The 19685-nt window shown below is 67.7% G+C and carries 21 protein-coding genes and 2 riboswitches; of the genes, 4 read left to right on the top strand and 17 right to left on the bottom strand.

What is annotated here, in order from left to right:
• Positions 1-31 precede the first annotated feature (31 nt).
• A riboswitch (cobalamin riboswitch) is annotated at positions 32-254 on the bottom strand.
• A 33-nt stretch (positions 255-287) separates the two neighbouring features.
• The 5 genes from cobF to cbiE are packed head-to-tail and all read right to left on the bottom strand — an operon-like array spanning position 288 to position 4080.
• On the bottom strand, positions 288-1055 hold the full coding sequence (gene cobF / locus ACTTAG_RS08250; protein WP_444465018.1) for a precorrin-6A synthase (deacetylating): 768 nt from the start codon (positions 1053-1055) through the stop codon (positions 288-290).
• A gap of 1 nt (position 1056) precedes the next feature.
• On the bottom strand, positions 1057-1782 hold the full coding sequence (gene cobA / locus ACTTAG_RS08245; protein ID WP_444465017.1) for a uroporphyrinogen-III C-methyltransferase: 726 nt from the start codon (positions 1780-1782) through the stop codon (positions 1057-1059).
• Positions 1779-2564: a precorrin-4 C(11)-methyltransferase gene (gene cobM, locus ACTTAG_RS08240; RefSeq protein ID WP_444465016.1), complete on the bottom strand. Its 786-nt coding sequence runs from the start codon at positions 2562-2564 to the stop codon at positions 1779-1781. Before cobM ends, cobA begins: the two co-directional genes overlap by 4 nt.
• Positions 2561-2893 carry a cobalamin biosynthesis protein gene (locus ACTTAG_RS08235; RefSeq protein WP_444465015.1) on the bottom strand — a complete coding sequence of 111 codons (333 nt, stop codon included), beginning with the start codon at positions 2891-2893 and terminating at the stop codon, positions 2561-2563. The genes cobM and ACTTAG_RS08235 overlap by 4 nt, the downstream gene beginning before the upstream one ends.
• Positions 2890-4080, bottom strand: a complete 1191-nt coding sequence (gene cbiE / locus ACTTAG_RS08230; RefSeq protein WP_444465014.1) for a precorrin-6y C5,15-methyltransferase (decarboxylating) subunit CbiE — start codon at positions 4078-4080, stop codon at positions 2890-2892. The genes ACTTAG_RS08235 and cbiE overlap by 4 nt, the downstream gene beginning before the upstream one ends.
• Between cbiE and ACTTAG_RS08225 the strand changes: the two genes are divergently transcribed.
• Complete coding sequence (locus ACTTAG_RS08225; protein ID WP_444465013.1) at positions 4079-4834, top strand: cobalt-precorrin-6A reductase; 756 nt, start codon at positions 4079-4081, stop codon at positions 4832-4834. The genes cbiE and ACTTAG_RS08225 overlap by 2 nt on opposite strands.
• Here ACTTAG_RS08225 and cobJ read toward each other — a convergent pair.
• The 6 genes from cobJ to ACTTAG_RS08195 are packed head-to-tail and all read right to left on the bottom strand — an operon-like array spanning position 4807 to position 11651.
• Complete coding sequence (cobJ, locus tag ACTTAG_RS08220) at positions 4807-5544, bottom strand: precorrin-3B C(17)-methyltransferase (RefSeq protein ID WP_444465012.1); 738 nt, start codon at positions 5542-5544, stop codon at positions 4807-4809. The genes ACTTAG_RS08225 and cobJ overlap by 28 nt on opposite strands.
• Complete coding sequence (gene cobI / locus ACTTAG_RS08215) at positions 5541-6278, bottom strand: precorrin-2 C(20)-methyltransferase (protein ID WP_444465011.1); 738 nt, start codon at positions 6276-6278, stop codon at positions 5541-5543. Before cobI ends, cobJ begins: the two co-directional genes overlap by 4 nt.
• Positions 6279-6280: 2 nt before the next feature.
• Positions 6281-6910: a precorrin-8X methylmutase gene (locus tag ACTTAG_RS08210; protein WP_444465010.1), complete on the bottom strand. Its 630-nt coding sequence runs from the start codon at positions 6908-6910 to the stop codon at positions 6281-6283.
• A gap of 26 nt (positions 6911-6936) precedes the next feature.
• Positions 6937-10173 (bottom strand): cobaltochelatase subunit CobN, encoded by a 3237-nt coding sequence (gene cobN / locus ACTTAG_RS08205; protein ID WP_444465009.1) that lies wholly within the window; start codon positions 10171-10173, stop codon positions 6937-6939.
• Entirely contained in the window at positions 10173-11219 is a 1047-nt protein-coding gene (gene cobW, locus ACTTAG_RS08200) for a cobalamin biosynthesis protein CobW (RefSeq protein ID WP_444465008.1), read from the bottom strand. The genes cobN and cobW overlap by 1 nt, the downstream gene beginning before the upstream one ends.
• A gap of 3 nt (positions 11220-11222) precedes the next feature.
• Positions 11223-11651 carry a DUF1636 family protein gene (locus tag ACTTAG_RS08195; RefSeq protein ID WP_444465007.1) on the bottom strand — a complete coding sequence of 143 codons (429 nt, stop codon included), beginning with the start codon at positions 11649-11651 and terminating at the stop codon, positions 11223-11225.
• 81 nt (positions 11652-11732) lie between these two features.
• Positions 11733-11954: riboswitch (cobalamin riboswitch) on the bottom strand.
• A 39-nt stretch (positions 11955-11993) separates the two neighbouring features.
• Between ACTTAG_RS08195 and cobO the strand changes: the two genes are divergently transcribed.
• Positions 11994-12632, top strand: a complete 639-nt coding sequence (cobO, locus tag ACTTAG_RS08190; protein ID WP_444465006.1) for a cob(I)yrinic acid a,c-diamide adenosyltransferase — start codon at positions 11994-11996, stop codon at positions 12630-12632.
• Here the strand turns inward: cobO and ACTTAG_RS08185 are convergent.
• Positions 12629-13705, bottom strand: a complete 1077-nt coding sequence (locus tag ACTTAG_RS08185; protein WP_444465005.1) for a DUF4062 domain-containing protein — start codon at positions 13703-13705, stop codon at positions 12629-12631. The two genes, cobO and ACTTAG_RS08185, sit on opposite strands and share 4 nt — an antisense overlap.
• Before the next feature lie 76 nt (positions 13706-13781).
• Here ACTTAG_RS08185 and ACTTAG_RS08180 point away from each other — a divergent pair, with 76 nt between their 5' ends.
• A complete protein-coding gene (locus ACTTAG_RS08180; protein ID WP_444465004.1) occupies positions 13782-15227 on the top strand; it encodes a cobyric acid synthase in 1446 nt (481 codons plus the stop codon).
• Here the strand turns inward: ACTTAG_RS08180 and bluB are convergent.
• Genes bluB through ACTTAG_RS08155 form a run of 5 tightly spaced genes read right to left on the bottom strand, consistent with a single transcriptional unit; the run spans position 15224 to position 19109 of the window.
• Positions 15224-15847: a 5,6-dimethylbenzimidazole synthase gene (bluB, locus tag ACTTAG_RS08175; protein ID WP_444465003.1), complete on the bottom strand. Its 624-nt coding sequence runs from the start codon at positions 15845-15847 to the stop codon at positions 15224-15226. The two genes, ACTTAG_RS08180 and bluB, sit on opposite strands and share 4 nt — an antisense overlap.
• Entirely contained in the window at positions 15837-16799 is a 963-nt protein-coding gene (cobD, locus tag ACTTAG_RS08170; protein ID WP_444465216.1) for a threonine-phosphate decarboxylase CobD, read from the bottom strand. The genes bluB and cobD overlap by 11 nt, the downstream gene beginning before the upstream one ends.
• Entirely contained in the window at positions 16799-17743 is a 945-nt protein-coding gene (gene cbiB, locus ACTTAG_RS08165) for an adenosylcobinamide-phosphate synthase CbiB (RefSeq protein WP_444465002.1), read from the bottom strand. Before cbiB ends, cobD begins: the two co-directional genes overlap by 1 nt.
• Positions 17740-18537 carry a propanediol utilization protein gene (locus ACTTAG_RS08160; protein ID WP_444465001.1) on the bottom strand — a complete coding sequence of 266 codons (798 nt, stop codon included), beginning with the start codon at positions 18535-18537 and terminating at the stop codon, positions 17740-17742. The genes cbiB and ACTTAG_RS08160 overlap by 4 nt, the downstream gene beginning before the upstream one ends.
• On the bottom strand, positions 18534-19109 hold the full coding sequence (locus tag ACTTAG_RS08155) for a histidine phosphatase family protein (protein ID WP_444465000.1): 576 nt from the start codon (positions 19107-19109) through the stop codon (positions 18534-18536). Before ACTTAG_RS08155 ends, ACTTAG_RS08160 begins: the two co-directional genes overlap by 4 nt.
• Positions 19110-19181: 72 nt before the next feature.
• Here ACTTAG_RS08155 and cobU point away from each other — a divergent pair, with 72 nt between their 5' ends.
• Positions 19182-19685 (top strand): bifunctional adenosylcobinamide kinase/adenosylcobinamide-phosphate guanylyltransferase, encoded by a 504-nt coding sequence (gene cobU, locus ACTTAG_RS08150; RefSeq protein ID WP_444464999.1) that lies wholly within the window; start codon positions 19182-19184, stop codon positions 19683-19685.

The following is a 19685-nucleotide window of genomic DNA, read 5'->3' as shown; positions in this document are numbered from 1 at the left end:
TTGACCGGGGACACCCCGCCCCGGGAAGGCTTGCGACGCCAGAGCGATGGCAGGTCTCCTGACTTGCGGCTCGATCAACTCGGGTCACCTTCCCGGCCGTTGTCCCCGGTGGATCGGGGGGGCCAGTGGTCTTCGACCGTCGTCTCGCCGCTCACAGTTGCGGGGGCAGCCACGGATTAGGCCCCTGATGGGTAATCCTCACCGTGTTCCCTATTAATCCCGTCCAGTTGGGAACCATCGCCCGTTGGAGTAGCCCCGCGACGGGGCGAGGTCAAGGCCGGCAAGCGTCACGCCGCGGGCGCATTGCGACGCAGCAGGTAAATGTCCATCACCCAGCCGTGCCGGGCGCGCAGATCGGCGCGGGCCTGCAGGATTTGCGCCGTGACCTCGGCCACCGGCCCGGCAATCAAGACTTCCTCGGGCATGGCGACGCAGGCGCCCCAGAAGATCGTCAGGCCTTCGGGCGGCAGGCTTTGGAACGAACACTCGCCATCGAGCATGGCGACGACAGTATCGGTGCCCGCGGGCCAGCCATGGTCGCGCAGTTGCCGCCCGGTGGTGATCATCACCGGCGCGCCGATCTCGTTCAGGGGGATCGCATGGGCGGCACACAGCGCCTGAATGGCGGTGATGCCGGGGATGACTTTCGTCGTGATCGGCAGCCGGGATTTCAGCCGTTCCGCAATGCGCAGGGTGCTGTCATAAAGCGAGGGATCGCCCCAGACCAGCAGCGCCACCCGCCCCGCAAGCCCCGGAACATGCGCGGTGATTTCCGCCATCCAGGCCTCGGCGATGGCATCGTGCCAGTCGTCCACGCCCTTGCGGTAAGACGGGTTCGCGGCGTCCCGCACCGGCAGCGCGAAGTCGACAACCTTGGTCGCCGGGTTCGTCAGATGCGCCGCGCAGATGTCGCGCCGCAGCCCGGCCAGATCGGATTTGTCCGCACCCTTCAAAGGGATCAGGATCAGATCGGCGGCATTCATCGCATCGACGGCCTGCCCGGTGATATGGCGCGGATTGCCGGTGCCGATGCCGATCAGCGTCAGGTGGATCATCTCAGGCCTCCGGCGCGTAAAGCGGGCCGTAAAGGATCAGCGCGGGCCTGTCCGAGCGTTCCGCGGCGAGGCTTGCCGCAAGATCGGCGACGGTCGAACGGGTGCAACTTTGATCGGGGTGGCCCACCGCCTCGGCCAGAAGCGCAGGCGTGTCGGGGGCAAGCCCATGCGCGATCAGATCGGCGGCGAGCTTCGGAAAGGTGCGCTTGCCCATGAAGACCACGGTCGTCGCGCCCGGATCGGCCAAGGCGGCCCAGTTCAGCCCCTCGGGCAGATCGCCCGTCACATCGGCGCCGGTGACGAATTGCACCCGCCGCGCGGTCAGACGGCGCGTCAGTGGCAGCCCGGCCGCGGCAGCCGCAGCACAGGCCGAGGGCACGCCGGGGATGATCTCATAGCCGATGCCCGCGCCGGTCAGCGCCTCAAGTTCTTCTTCAAGCCGCCCGAACAGCCCGGAATCGCCCGATTTCAGACGCACCACCCGTTGCCCGGTCAGCGCGTGATCGACCAGCAACCGGCTCACATGATCCTGCTTCGGCGAGGGCCGCCCGGCCCGCTTGCCCACCGCGATCAGCTCCGCCCCCTCGCGCGCATGGCCCAGGATCGGCCCGGCGGACAGATCGTCGAACAGCACCACATCGGCCCTGGCCAGCCGGTCGGCGGCCTTCAGCGTCAAAAGCTCCGGATCGCCCGGACCCGAGGAAACGAAGGAGACAAAACCGCTCATTCGCTGCCCTCCGGAAAGCGCGGATGGGTGCCCAAGGGGCGATAGCGGCGGTCGTAATCGCCCGCGTAAAGGCGGCTTTCGTCGAAATCCTCGGCGGCAAGCGACCGGCCCACAAGGATCAGCGCCGTGCGCTCCATCTCGGCGCCGACGCTCGTCTGCAGCGTGGCCAGCGTCGCGCGCACCACCCGCTGATCGGGCCAGCTGGCGCGCCAGACGATAGCCACGGGGCAATCGGCGCCGTAATGCGGCACCAGCTTTTGCACAACGTCGTCAAGCACATGCACCGAGAGGTGAATGGCCAGAACCGCCCCGGTGCGGGCAAAATTCTCCAGCGTCTCGCCCGCGGGCATGGCCGAGGCCCGCCCCGAAGTGCGGGTCAGAATGACCGACTGCGCCACCCCGGGCAACGTCAGCTCCGCCCCCAAAGTCGCCGCGGCGGCGGCAAAAGAGGGCACGCCGGGCGTCACATCATAGGGAATGTTCAGCGCGCGCAGGCGGCGCAGCTGCTCGCCCATCGCCGACCAGATCGACAGATCCCCCGAATGCAGCCGGGCGACATCGTGCCCCGCGGCATGGGCCTCGGCAATCGTGTCGATGATCGCATCCAGGCTCATCGGCGCGGTGTTGACGATCTTCGCGCCGGGCGGGCAATGCGCCAGCAGCGCCTCGGGCACCAGCGATCCGGCGTAAAGACAGACCGGGCAAGACGCGATCAGATCGCGGCCCCGGATCGTGATCAGATCCGCCGCCCCCGGCCCCGCGCCGATGAAATGCACCGTCATTCGTCGTCTCCCTCCGCCACGGCAAGGACCACCCCGCCGATCACCTGTCGGGGCAGCACCAGCCGCGCCCCCTTGCCCGCCGCGACCAGCGCCGCGGCCTCTGCCACCGAGCCGGTGCCTTTCAGCGCCCGGACCCGCTCCGATTGCGAGGGCGTTTCCACCCCCGCGACCGAGACGCCGATCACCCGATAGTCGGGCAGAGCGGCGGCAAGCTCTTCGGCTTTTTCGCGCGCCGTGGCAAGAGCATCCAGCCTGCCCAGCGACGCGACCGCCTGGCGCAGCGGTTTCGACCCGGTTCCCGGTCGAAAACCGACGCCCGCCACCCTCATCTTTGCCCGCTCCATTGCAGCTGCGGACGGCTGGGCGACCAGCCGCGCATCCGGCCGAGCGGCTGGGCCTCGGCAAGGTCGATGCGCCAAAGCTGGCCGCCGTGGTGGGCATGCAGGTCGGCAAGCAGCGTTTCGGACTCCAGCGTCACCGCATTCGCGACGATCCGCGTTCCGGGGGCCAAAAGTTCCCACAGCCGGTCATAAAGCGCCTGCGACCCGCCACCGCCGATGAAGACGGCCTGCGGTGGGGGCAGGTCGGCCAGCGCCTCGGGGGCAGAACCGTGCACCGCCCGCATCCGCGGGGAAAGCCCGTAAGTGTCTATATTCTTTTGGATATTCGCAATCCGGTCGGGGCGCGGCTCGATCGTGATCGCGCGCCCGCCCGCCAGACACCATTCGACCGAGACCGAGCCCGAGCCTCCGCCGATATCCCACAACAATTCGCCGCGTCGCGGCGCAAGCGCGGCCAAGGTCAGCGCCCGCATCGGCGCTTTGGTGATCTGCCCGTCATGGGCAAAGGCGCTTTCGGGCCGCCCGGGCACCTGCGAAAGCCCCGCGCCGGGGGCCAGATCCGCACCGTCGAGCGCCACCGCGACCGGCGCGGAAACATCCGTCAAATCATAATCTTGCGCGGCAATGCTGCGCAGCCTTTCGGCCGGACCGCCGAGCCGTTCCGCCACCACCATCCGCACCGCGCCAAAGCCGTTTGTCCCCAGCCAGCCCGCCAGATCCCCCACCGCCGCGCCGTCACGCAGCGTCACGATGGCGCGTTGCCCGCGGCCCAGCACCGGCAGCAACCGGCCGAAGGGCGCCGCATGCAGACCCAGCGCCGTCACCTCCTCAACCCGCCAGCCCAGCCGCGCGCAAAGATGCGACACCACCCCGGGCACCGGAAAGGCCTGCCAGTCCCCGGGCGAAAGCCGCTCTGCCAGCATCGAGCCCGCCCCGAACCAGAACGGATCGCCCGAGGCCAGAACCACCGTCGCCCGCCCCTGGAACGCCAAAACCGGCGCGATATCAAAGGGAACGGGCCAGGCCCGGCCGCGCCCGCCCGCCGCCACAAGGTCCAGATGCCGCGGCCCGCCAAAGATCACCTCGGCCTTTTCCAGCGCCTGACGGCTTGCCAAAGGCAGCCCATCAAGGCCATCTTCGCCCAGACCCACGATGCTCAACCACGGATCAGACATGACGCGCCTCCTTGTGCTTGGCGGCACCACCGAAGCCAGCCTTCTGGCAAAAACCCTTGCAGATCAGGGCTTTGAGGCGGTCTTTTCCTATGCGGGCCGCACCGGTTCCCCCGTGGCGCAGCCCCTGCCCACCCGCATCGGCGGTTTTGGCGGCGTGGCGGGGCTGGTCGATTACCTGACGCGCGAGGGCGTGACCCATGTGATCGACGCCACCCATCCTTTCGCCGCGCAGATGAGCACCCATGCCGTCGCGGCCTGCGCGCAAACCGGCGTGGCGCTTTGCGCTTTCGAGCGCGCGGCATGGACGGCGCAGCCGGGTGACCGCTGGACCCATGTCCCCGATCTTGCGGCAGCCGTCGCCGCGCTGCCGCAAGCCCCGGCGCGGGTGTTCCTCGCCATCGGCAAACAGCACCTGACCGAGTTTTCCGCCGCACCGCAGCATCACTATTTGCTGCGGCTGGTGGACCCGCCCGAGGCCCCGCTGCCCCTGCCCGATGCAAGCGCCGTCATCGCACGCGGCCCCTTTACTGTTCAAGGGGATACGGAATTGCTGCGCAGCGAAGCCATCACCCATGTCGTCGCCAAGAACGCCGGCGGCGCGGGGGCCGAGGCGAAATTGGTGGCCGCCCGCAACCTGAACCTGCCCGTCATTCTGATCAACCGGCCCAGCGTCCCCGCGCGCGAGATCCGCGCGACGCTCGCGGGGGTGATGGGCTGGCTCGCCCATCACGGCGCGACGCCGCGCGGCGTGTAGACCCAGGGTCCGATGCGGCGGGTGCTGGCATTGCCGACCAGAACCAAGGTGCGCATGTCGGCCATTTCGGGCGTCGCGTCGCGCAGTTCGACCACATTGATCGCCTGCTCGGGAGTCGTCACGGCGCGGGCGAACAGGATCAGCCGCTCGGGCTCGCATTCCTCGCGCAGGATCTCCAGCACGCGGGCGAATTGATGCGGGCGCGATTTCGAACGCGGATTGTAAAAAGCCATCGCGAAATCGCCGCGCGCCGCATGCCGCAGTCGCTTTTCGAGAATTTCGAAAGGTTTGAGATTGTCCGAAAGATTGATGGCGCAGAAGTCGTGCCCCAAAGGCGCCCCGGCCGCCGCCGCCGCCGCCAGCATCGCGGTGATGCCGGGCAGGATGCGGATTTCGGTCTGCGTATATTCGGGATGGGCTTCCAAAGCCTCGAACAGCGCCGAGGCCATGGCGAACACCCCCGGATCGCCCGAAGACACCACCACCACGCGCCGACCTTCCGCTGCCATTTCAAGGGCATGGGTGGCGCGGTCAAGCTCCACCCGGTTGTCGGTCGGATGCAGCGTAAGCCCCTCGCGCGGGGCGATGCGGGCGACGTAAGGGATGTAGCCGACGATATCGGTGGCCTCGGCCACGGCGGCCACCACTTCGGGCGTCACCAGATCCTCACGGCCCGGTCCAAGCCCGGCAACGACAACCCAACCGCTCATGCCTCGTCCCCCAGTTCCGGCCGCCGCCCCTGCCCGTGCACCAGCACGATGGCGAAATAGGGGCAATCTTCCGCCGCCACATCGACCAGACGCGCGATGCGCTGCGTCGGCATCGTGCCGCGTTCCACCAGCCAGGCGGCCTCAAGCCGCCCCGCAACCGCAAGCGCACGCTTGATTTTCGGCAGGTTGCGCCCGGTTTTCATCACCACGATCGCATCGGATCGTTCCATATGCGCGACCAGATCCGCCTCGGGCAAAGTGCCCGCCATCACGGTCAGCACATCATCGCCCCAGGTGATCGGCGTGCCCGTCGCCCACCAGCAGCCGACCATGCCGGGAATGCCCGGGATCACCTCGACCTCGGCGCGGCCCTGCAGGCGGGTGTAAAGATGCATGAACGAGCCATAAAGGAAGGGATCGCCTTCGCAGAGCACCACCACATCGCGGGTTTTCGAAAGTTCCGAAAGCCGCGACGCCCAGTCGTCATAAAACCGTGCCAGGGCTTCGATATAGTCGGGACTGTCGAACGGCAATTCGGTCGTGACCGGATATTCCATCGCATGTTCGACGACATCGGGGCGCAGCATCCCCTCGACGATCCGCCGCGCCTGACCGGCCCGCCCGGCCTTGCGGAAATGCGCGATGTCGGTGGCGGCGCGAATGGCGCGGTCGGATCTCACCGAGATCAGATCCGGGTCGCCCGGCCCCAGCCCCGCGCAAAGGATGCGTCCCATCTTTATTCCTTCCGGCTGGCAAGCGCGTTCACCGCCGCGACGGTGATCGCCGAACCGCCCAGCCGCCCCTCGACAATGACCCAGGGCACCGGGTTCGCCACGGCCAGCGCGGCTTTCGATTCCGCCGCGCCGATGAAGCCCACCGGGCAGCCGATGATCGCCGCCGGACGCGGGCAGCTCGGGTCTTCCAACATGTTCAAAAGATGGAACAAAGCCGTCGGCGCATTGCCGATCGCCACCACCGCGCCCGCAAGCTTCGGCCGCCACAGCTCCAGCGCCGCGGCCGAGCGGGTGTTGCCCATCTCCTGCGCCAGCGCGGGCACGCGGGGGTCGTTCAGGGTGCAGATCACCTCATTCTGCGCGGGAAGCCGCGCCCGGGTGATGCCTTCAGAGACCATCCGCGCATCGCAGAGGATCGGCGCCCCCGCCTCCAGCGCCGCCCGCGCCGCAATCGCCATGCCGGGCGCGAAACGGACGTGATGTTCCAGCCCCACCATCCCGGCGGCATGGATCATGCGGACCACCACCACCTCTTCCTCGGGGGTGAAGCGGGCCAGATCGGCCTCGGCGCGGATCGTGGCAAAGGATTGCACATAGATCTTGGCGCCGTCCTTTTCATAGTCATGGGGCATCGGGGGTCATCCTTCGGGTTGGGCGCTCATAGCCGGTCCTCGAGGCTTGCCGCAATCGAATTGCGCCGCGTCTGCCACAGACCCGCCTCGGCCAGGCGTTGGAAAAGATCGCGCATCGCCGCCAGCGCCGCGGGGTTTTCGCGTTCCAGAAAATCGCGAACCTCGTCCCGGCCCAGCGTTGCCTCGTGATAGAGGTCAAAAAGATGCGCGGGCACGACTTGCGCCAGATGGGCAAAGGCCGCCATGTGGTCCAGCGTCGCGGCGATTTCCGCGCCACCGCGGAAGCCGTGCCGCATCATGCCATCGGCCCAGGCCGGGTTCGCGGCCCGCGCGCGCACGACGCGGGCGATCTCCTCGGGCAGCGAGCGGGCGCGGGGCCGGGTCGGGTCGGTGGCGTCCAGATGGTAAAGCGCCGGGGCCTCGGCGCCAAGCCGGGCAAGGGCGGCGGCGAAACCGGCCTCATGCGCGGCATAATCCGAGGCCAGCAGGATATCGCTTTCTGGCAGATCCTGTGCATGCACGAAACTGTCGGCGCCCAAAAGGCGGGCTTCCAGCCCAGCCCGGTCGGACCGGATTTCGCCTTTCTTGTCAATCGTGTAGGAGGAGGCGTTCAGCCAGGCCTCGCCCGCCCTTGCCCGCGCTTCGGGGGTAAAGGCGTCCAGCGCCGGGCCCATGTTCAGCCCGTATTGCCCGGGGCGGGGGCCAAAAACGCGGGGGGCGGCAGCAAGGTAGGGGTTGTCTTCAGCGGCTTCCTCGCGGCTGGCGAGCGCTTCGGCGCCGGTCTCGAAAAGCTGCGCAAGGCCCGGGAAGATGTCGCGGAAAAGGCCCGAGACGCGCAAAGTCACGTCAATGCGCGGACGGCCAAGAAGCGCGAGCGGGATCACCTCGACGCCCGAGACGCGGGCGGCGCCCTCGTCCCAGACCGGTTTCAGCCCCGCCAGATGCAGCGCCATGGCGAATTCCTCGCCCGCGGTGCGCATCGTGGCCGAGCCCCAAAGATCGACCACCAGCCCCTTCGGCCAGTCGCCATGATCCTGCAGATGTTTGCGCAGCAGCTCCTCGGCCAGTTTCACGCCCTGCGCGTAAGCGGCACGGCTGGGCACCGCCCGGGGATCGACCGAGAACAGGTTGCGCCCGGTCGGCAGCACATCCGCGCGCCCGCGCGCCGGGCTGCCCGAGGGGCCGGGGGCCACGCGCTTGCCCGCCAAAGCGGCCGAAAGCCCCGCCTGTTCTTCGGCCCCGCAGGCGCCCTGCCCCAGCACATGCAGCCCGTCGCCAAAGAGGCTCTCCTTGATATCGCAGACAAAACGGTCGATGCGGGTGATGGCTTCCGCGGCCGAGGCGGTGGCGGGAATGCCCAGATCGTCTTCGACGCCGCTCGCCCGGGCCTCGTCGCGAATATCGGCAATCAGCCGATCACGCCGGGCGGGGTCGAGCCCGTCGGCGGTGGAATATTCGTCGAGCAACCGTTCCAGCCGCGCCATCCCCTCGGGCACGGCGGCCTGCGACAGCGGCGGGGGCAGATGGCCAAGCGTCACGGCGGACAGGCGGCGTTTCGCCTGCGCGGCCTCGCCCGGGTCATTGACGATGAAGGGATAAATGACGGGCAGCGGGCAGAGCGCCTCGGGCCAGCAGCTGTCCGACAGCGCCACCGCCTTGCCCGGCAGCCATTCGAGCGTGCCATGCGCGCCCATATGCACCAGCGCGTCGATGCCCTGCGCGCGCAGCCACAGATAAAAGGCGACATAGCCATGCCGCGGCACGCGGGACAGGTCGTGATACTCGCCGTCGCGGGTCTCGATCTGCCCGCGTTCGGGCTGCAGCGCGATCAGCGCCGTGCCGCGGCGGAGGGCGGCGAAGTGGAAGGCGCCGTCGGTGCAGGCGGGATCGGATTCGGGCGCGCCCCAAGCCGCGGTCAGATCGGCGCGCAGCTTTTCGGGCAGGGTGGCGAGGGCGGCCAGATAGTCGGAGAGCGGCCAGGTCAGACGCCCGGTCGCCAGTGTCTCAAGCGCGGCACCGGGGGCAATCGCATAGCCCTCGGCGGCCAGTTGCGCCAGCAAGGCCTCGGTCGAGGCGAGCGCATCAAGGCCCACCGCATGGGCCATCTGCCAGGACCGGCCGGGATAGGTCGAAAGCACGACGGCCAGCTTGCGCGCGGCCGCGGGGGTTTTGGCCAGCCGGTGCCACAGGGTGATGCGGTCCAGCGCGGCATCGACCCGCGCGGGATCGGCGCGATGGGCGAAGCGGGAATATTCAAGGTCGGGGTCGCGCGGCTCGGGCGCCTTGAAGGAGACGACCCCGGCAAACAGACGGCCATCGACCTCGGGCAGGACGACATGCATGGCCAGATCGGCAGGCGACAGGCCACGGTCGGCCTGCGCCCAGTCGCGTTTGCGGGCGGTGGAAAGGGCGACCTGAAACACCGGCACATCATAGCGGTCAAAGGGCGTCGTGCCATCCGCGCCTTGCGCCGAAAAGGCGGTGGCGTTGACGACCAGCGCGGGGCGGCGGCCGTCAAGCCGCGCCTGCAGCGCATCGCCCAGCCCCTCGGATTTGAGCGAGGCCGCGAAGACGCCGCAGGCGGCAAAGCCCCGGGCCCTCAGGCCATGGATCAGCGCATCAATCGGCGCGGTATCGGCGGCGGTCAGGTAAGAACGGTAAAAGCTGACCAGCGCCAAGGGGCTGTCCCCCTCGGGCGCGGGGATCACCCCCGCGGCCGGGTCATAAAACCCCCAGTCGGGCAGGCGCTTGTCCCCCGGCACCGGGGGCGCATAAAGCCCCGGGGCCAAGGCCAGCTGCGCCAGCGCCGCCTGTGCCGCGACGGCGCCGCCCGCATCGCAGAGTTCTTTCAGCCGCCGCAGGGTCGAAACCGGCAGGGTCGAGAGCGCATCCAGCCGCTCGTCCGCGCGGCCATCGGCCGGCAGCACCGCCAGCGCAATCCCCTTGCGGCGGCACAGATCCTGCACGGACGCCAGCCCATAGGGCCAATAGGCCTCGCCGCCGATCAGCCGGATCAGGATGCCCTTCGCCCCCGCAAGCGTGTTTTCAACGTAAGTATCGACCGAAATCGGATGTTTCAGCGCCACAAGATTGGCCAGCCGCAGGCTCGGCAGCCCCCCCGCCGAACGTTTCCAGCCCGCCGCGAAAGCCCCCAGATCGCTGTCAGACAGCGACAGCACCACAAGATCCGCCGGGCGCTGACCCAGATCGGTCGGCACCGCGGTTTCCTCGAGCCCGTGGCTTTCGCGGAAGACGACATGCATCAGGCGGCGACCCCGTCCATCAGCACGGCGCGGATTGCGGCCTCGTCCACATCGTCATGCTCGGCGATCACGACGAGCGCCGAGCGGCGGGTCTCGGCGCCCCAAGGCCGGTCATATTGATGCCGCACCCGTTCCCCAACGGCCTGCACCAGCAGACGCATCGGCTTGCCGGTCACGGCGACATGGCCCTTGACGCGCAGGATGTTTTGTTCGCGCGCCAGCCGCTCGATCGCCGCCACAAGCGCCGCCGGATCGGTGATTTCGGGCAGCTCGATCACCACCGTGTCGAAATCGTCATGCTCGTGATCGCCGTGATCGTCGTGATGGCTGGGGCGCGCGGCCAGATCATCCTCGGCGGCGGCGCCAAGGCCCAGGATCACCTTCGGGTCGATCACCCCTTCGGTCAGCGGCAGGATCGGAAGCTTGCGCGGCAGTTCCGCCTCGATCAGCGCGCGGGCGGCCGCCAGACCCTCGGCCCCGGCCAGATCGGCCTTGGACAAAAGCACGATATCGGCGCAGGCGATCTGATCCTCGAAGACTTCGGAAAGGGGCGTTTCATGGTCGATGCTCTCATCAGCCAGACGCTGCGCATCGACCGCCGCCACATCGGGGGCAAAGCGGCCCGCGGCGACGGCCTCGGCATCGGCGACGGCGATCACCCCATCGACGGTGATCTTCGAGCGGATCGCGGGCCAGTCGAAGGCCTTCAGCAGCGGCTTCGGCAAAGCCAGCCCCGAGGTCTCGATCAGGATGTGATCGGGGCGGACGGGCCGGGCCAGAAGCGCCTCGATCGTGGGGACGAATTCATCGGCGACGGTGCAGCAGATGCAGCCATTGGCCAGCTCGACGATGTTTTCATCGGGGCAGTTTTCATCGGCGCATTGGCGCAGGATCTCGCCATCGACGCCGACGGTGCCGAATTCATTGACCAGAACGGCGAGCTTGCGGCCCTCGGGATTGGCCATCAGATGGCGGATGAGCGTGGTTTTCCCCGCCCCAAGGAAGCCGGTGATCACGGTGACGGGGATTTTGGTCAGATCGGACATGGCTCACTCCTGAGGCGGGACATTCTGCGGGGGAATACGGGCAAGGCATTGCTTGCGAAAGATTTCCGGGCGGTCACGCCAAGGGATCAGGCCCTTGTCGGCGGCCTCGAACTGCGCCGCACCAGAGAGGATCGTTTCGGCATCGCGCGGATCAAGACGGCCATAGACATAGGACCATTTGCCGGGGCCCGACAGCGCGATGGCGCAGCCCTGGGTGCAGGCCGAGAGGCATTCGACCGGCACGATCGTCACGCCCTCGGGCACGGGCAGGTCGGCCAGCGCGGCGGCCAGACGTTCGCCCGGGCGCGAGGCCTCGCCCCCGGCCAGCGGACAGGCGGCACAGCCCCCGCTGCCCAGCGTGCAATCAGCGCAGCCCAGAGGATCGGCAACGGTGCCGCGACAGGTGGTGCAGACATGCAGCGTGGTGGCCATCGCCCCTCCTCATGGGTTTGGGGGAACGGCCAGAGTGCGGGCGCCACGCGCCCTGCCCCCGGTCGCGGAACACCCCGTCCGCCCGAAATCCATGCGCTGGCAGGTCTCCCGGCTTGCGGATGCGAGGGGGATGCCCCTCACGGTCGCCCCGCCTTCCCGGCTGTTGCCAGTGGCCTCGGGCGCCCTCTCCGGTCACGGTCGCGGGGGCGGCTGCGGTCGGGTTTCGCGGCAAAGCCGTCGCAATTCCCTTCACATTCCCTCTTCGCCTGTCATAGGACAGAAACCAGCGCCCGCCCTGAGTGGCCAAGACGCGATCTATTGTCAAGCGCGAGGACCGCCCCGATGACGCCCGAAAACGACAGCCCCGACACCGGACCGGAGGAACTGGCCCGCCATGCCGTGAAGATGGCGAAGAAGAAAGCCGCGCGTGACAAGATCATGGCGGGCAAATCGGGGGAAAAGGGGCTGATCATCGTTCATACCGGCTCGGGCAAGGGCAAATCTTCGGCCGGGTTCGGGATGATTCTGCGCTGCATCGCCCATGAGATGCCCTGCGCGGTGGTGCAGTTCATCAAGGGCGCCTGGGACACGGGCGAGCGGCGGCTCTTGACCACGCATTTCGGCGCGCTGTGCCAGTTCCACGCGATGGGCGAGGGCTTCACCTTGGAAACCCAGGACCGCGAACGCGACATCGCGGCGGCCATCGCGGGCTGGGACAAGGCGAAGGAGCTGATCCGCGATCCCGAGATCCGGATGGTGCTTCTGGACGAGATCAACATCGCACTGCGCTATGGTTATCTCGATGTCGAGGAGGTTCTGGCCTTCCTGCGCGACGAGAAACCCGAGATGACCCATGTCGTGCTGACCGGCCGCAACGCCGCCGAAGCGCTGATCGAGGCGGCCGATCTGGTGACCGAGATGGGACAGATCAAGCACCCGTTCCGGGCGGGGATCAAGGGCCAGCCGGGGGTCGAATTTTAACGCCTCTCCGTCATCCTGAGATACCAACTGCTAGAAGATACAGCAGCGGCATCGGTTAGAGACCATGTCGTACGTTTGGAGAAGATCGGCCCACGCTGGATAAAACCATCCCCTCTTGTCTCCGTAAAACCTGCGACAACTTCTGGCTTTGCAACATGTCGTTCTCTGAGGAAAGCAAATGCTCTACGTAAACCGGCTTGATCGATAAGTGGATGAAAATCTTTTTTCTCCCAAAAACCATCCTCCCTTGCACTGAGAATTTGAAGTGATTCTTCAGCAATCTCGCCCTGAACGAAATTAACCGTCATCGCAGTTGCTAGCGCCCAACACAATGCACTATGGGGGATTTTTATCAATTTCCTATTGTTATCCAACATTTCCGCTGGATAGCAACTTAAGCCCGCAGGGCACTGCCCTGAAAATTGAACTGACGTCTCTCCATCAATATCCTTGAAGACATCAAGTACATCGATCCATCGCTCGGGAAGCCGCGCATTCTGCAACTCAAGCTCTGCGACTTTTTGGCGGAGTTGTGCTAGCTCCAACTCGGCTTCGTCACTCATAATTCGATCACTACGCACCCAACCCGTTGCCGGTTTCCTTAATTGGATATCTTGCAGAGCGAAAACGGTTTCGGCCATCAGATCCCTTGGATCACTCCAATATCTTACCAAGCTCCCGCTCGCCAACTTGGCACGAAAGGCCTCAAGTTTTTGTCGGCCCGTATCCGTTTTCTCTATAAACTCCCCCTTCAACAAATTGAATGGGTCTTTGTGCAATAAGCGAATGATCGGCTTGTCGGTGGCAAGAGCATAGTCATACTCCATCTCGGTGAAGCTCAGTCCTGTTTCTGGATGAAGCGAACCATACCGCCCAGCCGAAATAAGGATGTAATAGTCAGATTGATCGATCACCGACTTGATGAAATCAAACTGTTCAGAATCTGTCGCGGGAAAAAGCTCCATTCCAGCGGGAAAGCAGCTTGCGCGCAGTAGCGCTTGAGAGACCTCCTGCCTCGCGTTCTGCAAGTCAATGAAGGTTGAGGATATGAAAACCTGATATCGCTTTTGCATCTGGTGACACCAACTCATTTGCCGTAAGTCTCTGGGGCATACCTTAGGGAAGAGTACCAATGGGCTCAAGAATCTGATGAAAGCCTTGATGATCCAGGGCGCGGGCTCGAATGTCGGCAAGTCGATGCTGGTGGCGGGGCTGTGCCGGGCGGCGCGGCGGCGGGGGCTGACGGTGGCGCCCTTCAAGCCGCAGAACATGTCGAACAATGCCGCCGTCACCGCCGATGGCGGCGAGATCGGCCGCGCGCAGGCGCTGCAGGCGCTGGCTTGCGGGTTGGAGCCGATCACCGACATGAACCCGATCCTGTTGAAGCCCGAAAGCGATGTGGGCGCGCAGGTGGTGGTGCAAGGCAAGCGGCTGACCACCACCCGGGCGCGGGACTATGCGGCGCTGAAGCCGCAGCTGATGGGCGCGGTGCTGGAGAGTTTCCAGCGCCTGAAAGCCGCGCATGATCTGGTGATCGTCGAGGGCGCGGGCAGCCCGGCCGAGGTCAATCTGCGCGCGGGCGACATTGCCAATATGGGCTTTGCCCGCGCCGCCGATGTGCCGGTGGTGCTGGTGGGCGACATCGACCGCGGCGGCGTCATCGCGCAAATCGTCGGCACGCAGGCGGTTTTGGACCCCGTTGACGCCGAGATGATTTCAGGCTTTCTGATCAACAAGTTCCGCGGCGATGTGACGTTGTTTGATGACGGCTACCGGCTTATCGAGGCCCGCACCGGCTGGCGCGGTTTCGGCACGCTGCCGTGGTTTCCTCTGGCCCACAGGCTGCCTGCCGAAGATGCGCTCGACATCGCCTCGGGTCCCGCGACTTCGGGAACGGTGATTGCCTGTCTGACCCTTTCCCGCATCGCGAATTTCGACGATCTCGACCCGCTTGCCGCCGAGCCCGGGGTGCGGATGGTGATGGTGCAGCCGGGCCAGCCGATCCCGGCCGAGGCGCGGCTTGTCATCATCCCCGGCTCCAAATCCACCCGCGGCGATCTGGCCTTTCTGCGCGATCAGGGCTGGGACGTGGACCTGCGCGCCCATGTCCGGCGCGGCGGCCATGTGCTGGGCATCTGCGGCGGTTATCAGATGCTCGGCCGGACCGTCGCCGATCCCGAGGGGATCGAGGGGCCCGCGGGCACCACCCCGGGTCTGGGCCTCTTGGACGTTGAAACGGTGATGACGCCCGACAAAAGGCTGACGCGTGTGCGGGCGACACATGCGGGCAGCGGGCTGGCGGTCGAGGGCTACGAGATCCACATCGGCCGCACCCGGGGCCCCGACCGCGCCCGGCCCTTTGCCCTGATCGACGGCCAGCCCGAAGGGGCGATCTCGGCCAGCGGACGGATCACCGGCAGCTATCTGCACGGGCTTTTCGGGGCCGATGATTTCCGCGCCGCCTTCCTGCGGGGCCTTGGCGTGAAAGCCTCGGGGCAGAGCCATACGGCGGGCGTCGAAGCGGCGCTCAACGCCTTGGCCGATCACCTCGAGATGCATCTCGACGTGACCGGGCTTTTGCGGCTCGCGCGTTAGCGCAGCTCCCATTCGGTGGGCAGGTTTCCCTGCCAGCCCGCCCGGTGCAGAAGCGGCGTGTCATCGGTGAATTCGGGCACCCCGATGCAGAGCCAGGCGACGAACTCCCAGTCGGGCGGCACGTCCAGCAGCCGCTCGACCGCCCGCGGATCCAGCACCGAAACCATGCCCAGCCCCAGGTTTTCCGCCCGCGCGGCGAGCCAGAGCGTATGGATCGCCATCGCCGTCGATTGCTGCAGCGTCACCGGCATCGAGGCGCGGCCGAGCCCATGCCCCGCCGCCGGATCGCGATGGGTGAAGACCGCAAGTTGCAACGGCGCCTGGTCGATGCCTTGCAGTTTCAGCTTCGCATAGGCCTCGGCCTGATCGCCCGCATAGCCCTGCCCGGCGGCGTCGCGCGCGGCGTTGAAATTCGCCAGCACCTCGGCCCGGATCGCAGGGCTGTCCACCCGGATCACCCGCCAGGGCCGCGCATTGCCGACCGAGGGCGCCATGTCCATCACGGCGCGCAGCCGCGCAATCACGTCTTCGGCAATCGGATCGGGGCGGAAATGGCGCACGTCGCGGCGCCAGCGCAAAACCTCGGTCAGCGCGTCGCGGTGGGTCTGTTCAAAGTTCATTCGTCAGGGCCTTTTCCAGTCGCATCCATTCCGTCTCGTTGCCGGGCAGGCCAAGGCGCAGCCAGGCCGCCGCATAGGGAAAGACCCGCGACCAGATCTGCGCCCGGGCCAGCCGATCCTGCGCCGCCGCCGCATCGGGCGTGGCATAGGTGCGAAACAGCGCCGTGCCGCCGACCAGCCGCCAGCCCGCCCGCGCCGCAAGCGCATCCATCCGCATCGTTTCCGCCCCCAGCCGCAGCGCCGTCGCCATCGCCCAGTTGCGGTCGGCCAGCGCGCGACGACCAATCTCCAGCGCCGGGCCCGAGACCGGCCAGGGCCCGGCCATCTCCGACAGCGCCGCCACCGTCGCCGCATCGGCAAAGACAAAGCCCAGCCGCAGCCCGGCCAGCCCGTAGAACTTGCCGAACGAGCGCAGCACCAGCATCCGGCGGCTGGCTTTCGCGGTCACCGAGGCCTCGGGCGAGGCATCGGCGAAGCTTTCATCGACCACCAGCCGCCCGACCTGCAGCGACAGCGCGCGCAGGGCCGGGGCCGGATGGCGCTGGCCATCGGGGTTGTTGGGGTTCACCACCACCGCCAGATCGGCGCCCGCCAGCGCGGCAAGGGTCGCCACCTCCTCGACCTGCCAGCCCGCCGCGCGCAGCGCCGCCGCATGTTCGTTATAGGTCGGGCCCAGCACCCGCGCCCGCCCCGGCGCCCAAAGCCGCGGAATGAGCTGGATCGCCTGCTGCGCCCCGGCCAGCGCCACCCCGGGCGCCGTGGTGCCAAAGGCCGCGGATGCGGCGTCCAGCAGCGCCGCCTTGGCCGTCGCGGTGGGCAGATCGGTCCAGACGCGCGCGGGCAGATCGGGCACGGGCCAGGGCTGGCGGTTGATGCCGGTGGAGAGGTCGATCCAGTCGTCGCCACCGTAATGCGCCCGGGCAGCATCACTATTCCCACCATGATCGCGCATCATGAAACACTCCACACAAGGGCAACAAGGCCGATAATCAGCCCCATCCCTGCCATCGCGCGGCGGTAAAGCGCAAGCCCGCGGGCGAGGTCTTCGGGCGTCGGATCGGGGGCGGTGCCGTTCAGCCACGGTTCATCGGCCACGCGGTCGGCATAGATGCGCGGGCCCGACAGGCGGATATTCAGCGCGCCTGCCAGCGCGGCTTCGGGCCAGCCCGCATTGGGCGAACGGTGCGACCGGGCATCGCGCGCCATCACCGCCAGCGCGCGGCGCCGTGCCGAAGAGGCGAGCGCGAAGAAAACCCCGGTCAGCCGCGCCGGGATCAGGTTCACCAGATCGTCAATGCGCGCCGAGGCCCAGCCGAACGCCTCATAGCGGTCGGTGCGGTGGCCGATCATCGAATCGAGCGTGTTTATCGCCTTGTAGCCCGCGATGCCGGGCAGGCCCGCGACGCAGCCCCAGAACAAGGGCGCAACGATGCCATCCGAGCTGTTCTCGGCCAGGCTTTCCAGCGCGGCACGGGCGACGCCGGGTTGATCAAGCTGGCTCGGATCGCGCCCGACGATCATCGAGACGGCCTGCCGCGCGCCGGGCAGATCGCCCGCGCTGAGCGGCTTCGCCACGGCGGCAACGTGATCATGCATCGAGCGCAGCGCGACGAAGGGCCAGGCCAGCAGGCCGCCGATCAGCACGCCCGGCCAACCCGCGGGCAGCCAAAGCTGCAGGCAAAGCGCAATGATGACCGTGGTGCCGATCACCGCAAGAGCCACCAGCACCCCGCGCAGGCGGCGCGTGGGGCCCTTGAAATTCCAGCCCTTTTCCAGCCGCGCGATCAGCGCGCCGATCCAGGTCACCGGATGGCCGATGCGCTTGTAAAGCGCGTCGGGCCAGCCCAGCGCCAGATCAATCACCAGCGCCACCGCCATCATCGCGGCAAAATTCATCGCCCGCCCCCCCTGATCCGCACAAGACCGCGCCAGCCCGCCGCCCGCAAAGCCGCGCTTGCCCCCGCGGGCACCGCACCCGGCGCAAAGATCAGCCCGCGCGCCGCCCCGGTATGCGCCCGCAACCAGCCAAGCGCGCCCAGATCGGCGGCCAGCTGCGGTGCAACCTCGCCCAAGGGGCCGCGCAGCGCGCTGCAGCGCGCGGCACTTTCCGTGGCGATTGCGGCAAAATCGGCGAGCGTCTGCCCCCCCTGCCAGCGCGCCACAAGGTCGGCCACATCGGGAAAGGCGCTGTCGGCGGCCTCGGTCCGGGCCGGATCGCCCTGAAATCCGCCCAGGATTTCATAGCGCGGCAGCGCGGGCAGCGCCGCCAGCGCCCGCCCCTGGCGCGAGGCCCACAAGAGCCGCTCGGGCGCGGCAAACATCAAGGGATCAGAGGCCCCCTCGGCCGCCACACAGGCCCGCGCCAAGATCTCGGGCGCCCCGTCCCACCCGGCCAGCCGCGCCAAAGCCACCAGCGAGGCGGTCGAAACCCCGGTGCCCAGCCCCGGCGCCACAACCGGGCGCAGCACGATGCGCCCGCGCAAGCCAAGACCAAGCCGGTCGAGGAACCGCCGCGCCCGCGCGGGCGTCAGCCCCGCGCCCCGCACCGAGAGCCCCGGGCCGGGACGATAGCGCAGGTCAAGCCCCAGCGCCGGCGCAGGCAGGGTCACCAGAACCACCGGGCCATCGGCGCCCAGCCGCCCCTGCAGCCATTCGCCGAAATGGCCGGGGATGTGCAGCGCGGGTCTCATCCGAAGACCCGGTTCACGCCCGCGATCGACCAAAGCCCGCCCGGCACCGCAACAAGCCGCGTCACCGACAAAGGCGCCACCTGAAAGGCCAGCCCCGCGGGCACCGCCCCCAGCGCCAGCGACAGCGCCGCGCGCACGACCCCGGCATGGGCGACCACGGCCACCCGCCCGCCCTGCCCCGCCAGCTCGCGCAGCACCGGCGCGACGCGGGCGCATTGCTCGGCGTAGCTTTCGCCGCCCGGGGGCCGATGCGTGGCCAGCTCGGCCAAAGGCATCAGCCCGATGTCGGGAAGCTCTTCGAACGGGCGGTCTTCCCAGGCGCCGAAATCCTGCTCCCACAGCCGCGGGTCAAGCTTCGGCTCGACCCCGGGCCAAAGCGCCGCCGCCGTCTGCTGACAGCGCGCCGCGGGCGAGCAGACGACGCTTGCCATCCCCACCGCCGCGCGGACCGCCTCCAGCACCTCCGCGCCCGGCAGATCGCAGGGCACATCGCGCCGCCCGGCCAGCCGCCCTTCGTGGCGCGCGGGCGCATGGCGGATCAGCCAAAGCTCGGTCGTGACATCCGCCAACATCGTCGCATTTCTCCTTTCGGTCCGCCGCCGTTTCTGCTTTTTTCCGCCGCAAGGAACAAGAGGCAACGCGGCATGGCTTTCACCCTTCTCGTCACCGGCGGCGCCCGTTCGGGCAAAAGCACCTATGCCGAGACCCGCACGCTGGCGCTGGGGCAGCCTGCGCATTACATCGCCACCTCGGAAATCTGGGACGCGGAAATGGCCGAACGGATCGCGGCGCATCAGGCCCGGCGCGGCCCGGAATGGGTGACGCGGGCGGAACCTCTCGATCTTGTGACGGCGCTGCGCGAGACCGACGATGCGCCGCGGCTGGTGGATTGCCTGACGCTCTGGCTGACCAATCTGATGCTGGGCGATCACGACTGGGAGGCTGCGGCAAAGCGGCTTCTTGCGGTTCTGCCCGAACTGACGGCACCGGTCGTCTTTGTCACCAACGAGGTGGGTCTGGGCATCGTGCCTGACAACCGTCTCGCCCGTGCGTTCCGCGACCATGCGGGCCATCTCAACCAATGGGTCGCTGCGGCGGCGGACGAAGTCGTCTTCACCGTCGCGGGCCTGCCAATGAAGGTGAAATAA

The sequence above is a fragment of the Rhodobacter capsulatus genome, assembly GCF_052363185.1.
Taxonomy (GTDB): domain Bacteria; phylum Pseudomonadota; class Alphaproteobacteria; order Rhodobacterales; family Rhodobacteraceae; genus Rhodobacter; species Rhodobacter capsulatus_E.
This window is presented reverse-complemented; position numbering and strand designations above follow the sequence as displayed.